A 4,741-nucleotide genomic window follows, 5' to 3' on the forward strand; every position below is an offset into this window, starting at 1 on the left:
GCAAGCCAGTCTGCGCGCCATGGGTAACCATTGAGTCCGAACCCAAGGAAACCGTATGAGCCTGTCACTCCTGAGCCGCTACGCCTTCTTTGCCGTCTGCGTGATTTTCACCCTCGCCAGCCTGCCCTTTCTCGAACACGACTGGCTGTGGCCGATCACCGCCGTCACCGGCGTACTGAGCCTGCTCGGTCTGTTCGACTTGCTGCAGAGCCCGCACGCGGTGCGCCGCAACTACCCGATCCTGGGCAACATCCGCTATCTGGTCGAAGGCATCCGCCCGGAGATTCGTCAGTACCTGCTGGAATCCGACAGCGACGCCCTGCCCTTCTCCCGCGCCCAACGCTCGCTGGTGTATTCACGGGCGAAGAACGAAACCGCCGACAAACCCTTCGGTACGCTGATCGACGTCTATCAGTCCGGCTTTGAATTCATCGGCCACTCGATGCGCCCGGCGCCGTTGAGCGACCCGAGCAGTTTCCGCGTCACCGTCGGCGGCCCGCAGTGCACCCAGCCGTATTCAGCCTCGGTGTTCAACATCTCGGCGATGAGCTTCGGCTCGCTCAGCGCCAACGCCATCCGCGCCCTGAATCAGGGCGCCAAACTCGGCAACTTCGCCCACGACACCGGTGAAGGCAGCATCAGCCCGTATCACCGTGAACACGGCGGCGACCTGACCTGGGAACTGGGCAGCGGCTACTTTGGCTGCCGCACCAGCGACGGCCGTTTCGACCCGGAACGCTTCGCCGCCCAGGCGCAGAATCCACAAGTGCGGATGATCGAAATCAAGATGAGCCAGGGCGCCAAACCCGGCCACGGCGGAATCCTGCCCAAGCACAAGGTCACCCAGGAAATCGCCGACACCCGCGGCATCATGATGGGCGAAGACTGCATCTCGCCGTCACGCCACAGCGCGTTTTCCACGCCGATCGAGATGATGCATTTCATCCAGCAACTGCGTGAACTGTCCGGCGGCAAACCGGTGGGCTTCAAGTTCTGCCTCGGGCATCCATGGGAGTTCATGGGCATCGCCAAGGCCATGCTGGAAACCGGCATCCTGCCGGATTTTATCGTGGTCGACGGCAAGGAAGGTGGCACCGGTGCGGCGCCCGTGGAATTCACCGACCACATCGGCGTGCCGATGCGCGAAGGCCTGCTGTTCGTGCACAACACCCTGGTGGGCCTGAACCTGCGCGACAAGATTAAACTCGGCGCCAGCGGCAAGATCGTCAGCGCCTTCGACATCGCCAGCGTGCTGGCCATCGGTGCCGACTGGGCCAACTCCGCGCGCGGCTTCATGTTCGCCATCGGTTGCATCCAGTCGCAAAGCTGCCACACCAACAAATGCCCGACCGGCGTCGCCACCCAGGACGCCTTGCGCCAACGCGCCCTCGTCGTCCCGGACAAGGCCCAGCGCGTCTACAACTTCCACCGCAACACGCTCAAGGCACTGGCAGAAATGCTTGCCGCTGCAGGGCTGGAACATCCATCACAACTGTCGGCCAAGCACCTGGTGCGCCGCATGTCGGCGACCGAAATCAAACTGTTCTCGCAGCTGCACGTGTTCCTGAAACCGGGGGAATTGCTCACCGGAGAGGTCAACGGCGAGTTCTATTCGCGGATGTGGCAGATGGCGCGGGCGGACAGTTTTGAGCCGCAGGAAGTGGCTGCTGCCTGATCGACGATGCGCCAGTCTGCCCCGCAGGCTGGCGCCTCAGCTCCGTTGCTGACGAAACAGCACAAACCGGAAAAAGCAGTAGCCCAACGTCAGGTTCAGCGCGGTAAACACCGTCACCGTCAGCAATCCATGCCAGCCACGAATATCGGCAATCGAGCCGATGCCAAAACTGGCTGCGCCCATCAGGCCGATGAACAGCAGATAGCCGAATACCGATGTGTTGCTCTCGAAGGTGTAGAGCAAGTTCACATACAACGAGAACGCCGCCGCCACGCAGAATGCAGCGAAGTTGCTGGTAGCCTGGGTCAACTCGACAGCGATGCACAGGACAAAAAAGATCTGCCAGTGGATAAGGGCGTCGGCAATTGCAATCACTATCAGTGCAGAACATCCCTTCATTTCGGTCCCTTGCCCTGGCTTCGTCCGGCTTGCTTTTGAAGCTAGGGCAAGGTGCTTGCGCCGTCTACTGTCAGAAATTACAGGTACATGGGTTTCTGCGACGAACGGTCAACGCTTTACCACTGCAGCAATCGGCCGTGAGGCGGCTCTTTCATGACGATGAAACCGTAATCGCCGATCAGGTAGATGCGGTAGTACAGGCTGTCTACCAACGGCGGATAACCCCGATAACCGACATGCGTGGCATTGCGCCGTTCGCGTTCGGCCACGACGTTGGTGATGCCCATCGCGGGCAGGTTTTCCGCGAGCATGTAGTAGTCGACGTTGAGCAGATAGTGCAGCACCGGCAATCGCTCGAACGATCCCGCCGCGCCGACCAGCCAGCGATCCGAGTAGGTCACCGACAGATAGATCCGCTTGGCCTGGCGCAGTCCACCATGTTCGGCGATGTCGTGGCCAAGACTGTAAAGCGCACTGCTGGCGAAGGTTTTCTGCATCGTCAGCACCCGGCCGTAGGCGAACGATAGCGAGAGCGTCGCCAGCAACGGGATGATCAGCAGCAACGGCAATCGACGATGCCCGGCAGCGAGCGCCAGATACGCCAGATAGAACAGCGCCAGCAGCAGCACACCGAAGCCCATCAGGGTGCGTGCGCCTTCGTTGAAATCGCGAAACAGCAGCGTCATGCCCGGCACCAGCAGTACGAGCACCAAAAGCGTCAGCACGACGAGCAGTGCGCAAAAGCCGGATTTTCGAGGCGGTCGCACGCACGTCACTCCGACCAGCGCACACAGCACCAGCGCGCCGAATACCCAGGCGTGCCCCCCGTGCAACAGCAGTCCGGTTTTTTCCAGCACGCGCCCCAGGTTGATACCAATCTGCAGCAACGGCCGGGCCGAGCCGTCCAGCAATTCAGCGCGACGTGAGTCCATGAATGGGTAGGCGGTGACGCTGTAGATCAGCACCGCCAGTCCCAGTTGCGCGAGTTTTGCACCCAGCATGCGCCAGATGTCTGCCCGTGGCAGTCGGTGGTGGATCGCCCGGATCAGTTCGACGCCGCACAGGCCGAGAAACACGTTGAGACTGATCTGGTACAGCCCGACCGCCAGCGCCAGCAGCGCCGCCGACACCAGCCAGCGCTGCACCCGCGATGAACCGTCGAACGTGATGGCGTAGATCACCGCGACCATGCTCAGGGCCATGACCGGGCCGTCGTATTGGTAGGACAGGTTCTGCAACAGGAACGGGTTGTACCAGAGCGGCAACGCAACGAGACAAGAGGCGAGCGTCGGTTCAGTGAAGTAGTGAAACGTCAGGCGAGTCAGCGCCAGGCTCATCGCTACCGCAGCGAGCAAAAGGGGCAAGGGGAAGATGTTCGGTGCAGCACCGGTGAAGGTCAGCGCCTGATAAAACCAGTCGGCAAACAACCGCCCCTGCCCGGCCCAGGCATTGCCGGCGGCCAGTGAGCGCCAGTTGTCGTCGATGTAGGGGAAGTCGGCGAGGATCAGTGGCAGGACGTACAACGAGGTGGCAAGCAGGTAGAACAGCGCGACCTGACGCTGACTGAGTTCTCGTTCAAGAAAAGCGCTCGTCCTCATGTTCGCGCCTCTGTTCAATGCTGCGCGGAATGTAAATCTGATAGAAATGTGAGCGTTTTCAGGTGAGTTGGATCGTTCTTTCAGACCAGCGGTAAAACGTCAAAAGATCGCAGCCTGCGGCAGCTCCTACAGGGTGAATAAATATCCCGTGTAGGAGCTGCCGCAGGCTGCGATCTTTTGCTTTTGCTATCGAGCGTTACAGCTTAGGAAACCGAACGCACCGCCCCCTGCGATTCACCGGTAGGCTGCAACTTGAACACATAAAACAGCACCGTCAGCAGCACCAGGAACACCGGCCCCACATACAGCGCCACGCGGGTGTCGGGGAAGTACGCCATCAGGCCGACCACCAGCACCAGGAACGCCAGAGCGAAGTACGAACTGACCGGGTACAGCCACATTTTGTATTTCAGCCCGGCACGTTCGCTGGCGCTCAGGCCTTTGCGGAATTTCAGTTGCGCCAGCAGGATCATCACCCAGGTCCAGATCGCGCCGAAGGTCGCAATCGAAGTCACCCAGACGAAGACTTTCTCCGGCACCAGATAGTTGAGCAGCACGCCGATCAGCAGCGCGAAAATCGACAGCAGCAGCGCACGACGTGGCACGCCGTTGGAGGTCTTGGCGAAACCGGCCGGGGCCTGGCCGTTCTGCGCCAGGCTGTAGAGCATTCGCCCGGTGCTGAAGATGCCACCGTTGCACGACGACAGCGCTGCAGTGATCACCACGAAGTTGATGATACCGGCGGCGGTCTTGATGCCCAGACGCTCGAAGGTCATCACGAACGGACTGCCCTGAGTGCCGATTTCGTTCCACGGGTAGATCGACAGGATCACGAACAGCGCGCCGACGTAGAACAGCAGAATCCGCCAGAACACCGAGCCGATCGCATTCGGGATGGTTTTTTGCGGGTTGCGCGCTTCACCGGCGGTCAGGCCGATCATCTCGACACCCAGGTAGGCGAACATCACCATCTGCAGGGACATCAGCACACCGGTCACACCGTTGGGCATGAAGCCGCCATGGGCCCACAGGTTGGAAATCCCCAGCGCCACGCCGTCGTTGCCAAAGC

4 protein-coding genes are annotated in these 4,741 nt (G+C 60.8%); 1 reads left to right on the forward strand and 3 read right to left on the reverse strand.

The window, feature by feature from the left end:
- The first annotated feature begins 55 nt into the window (after positions 1-55).
- Positions 56-1,675, forward strand: a complete 1,620-nt coding sequence (locus tag DBR18_RS24950) for an FMN-binding glutamate synthase family protein (protein ID WP_108592315.1) — start codon at positions 56-58, stop codon at positions 1,673-1,675.
- Positions 1,676-1,711: 36 nt separating this feature from the next.
- Here DBR18_RS24950 and DBR18_RS24955 read toward each other — a convergent pair whose 3' ends face one another.
- The 3 genes from DBR18_RS24955 to DBR18_RS29910 form a co-directional block, all read right to left on the reverse strand.
- Positions 1,712-2,074, reverse strand: coding sequence for a polysaccharide synthesis protein GtrA (locus DBR18_RS24955; RefSeq protein ID WP_108592316.1), 363 nt, complete (start codon positions 2,072-2,074; stop codon positions 1,712-1,714).
- 116 nt (positions 2,075-2,190) lie between these two features.
- On the reverse strand, positions 2,191-3,672 hold the full coding sequence (locus tag DBR18_RS24960; protein ID WP_108592317.1) for a glucosyltransferase domain-containing protein: 1,482 nt from the start codon (positions 3,670-3,672) through the stop codon (positions 2,191-2,193).
- Positions 3,673-3,875: 203 nt separating this feature from the next.
- Positions 3,876-4,741, reverse strand: an 866-nt coding sequence (locus DBR18_RS29910) for an amino acid permease (protein ID WP_256588952.1), incomplete at its 5' end; no start/stop codon positions are given.

It is taken from the genome of Pseudomonas sp. HMWF021 (genome assembly GCF_003061005.1).
Classification (GTDB): Bacteria; Pseudomonadota; Gammaproteobacteria; order Pseudomonadales; family Pseudomonadaceae; genus Aquipseudomonas.

Coding starts and splice junctions, on each gene's coding strand:
- DBR18_RS24950 (WP_108592315.1), top strand. CDS start 56: ATGAGCCTGTCACTCCTGAGCCGCTACGCCTTCTTTGCCGTCTGCGTG.
- DBR18_RS24955 (WP_108592316.1), bottom strand. CDS start 2,074: ATGAAGGGATGTTCTGCACTGATAGTGATTGCAATTGCCGACGCCCTT.
- DBR18_RS24960 (WP_108592317.1), bottom strand. CDS start 3,672: ATGAGGACGAGCGCTTTTCTTGAACGAGAACTCAGTCAGCGTCAGGTC.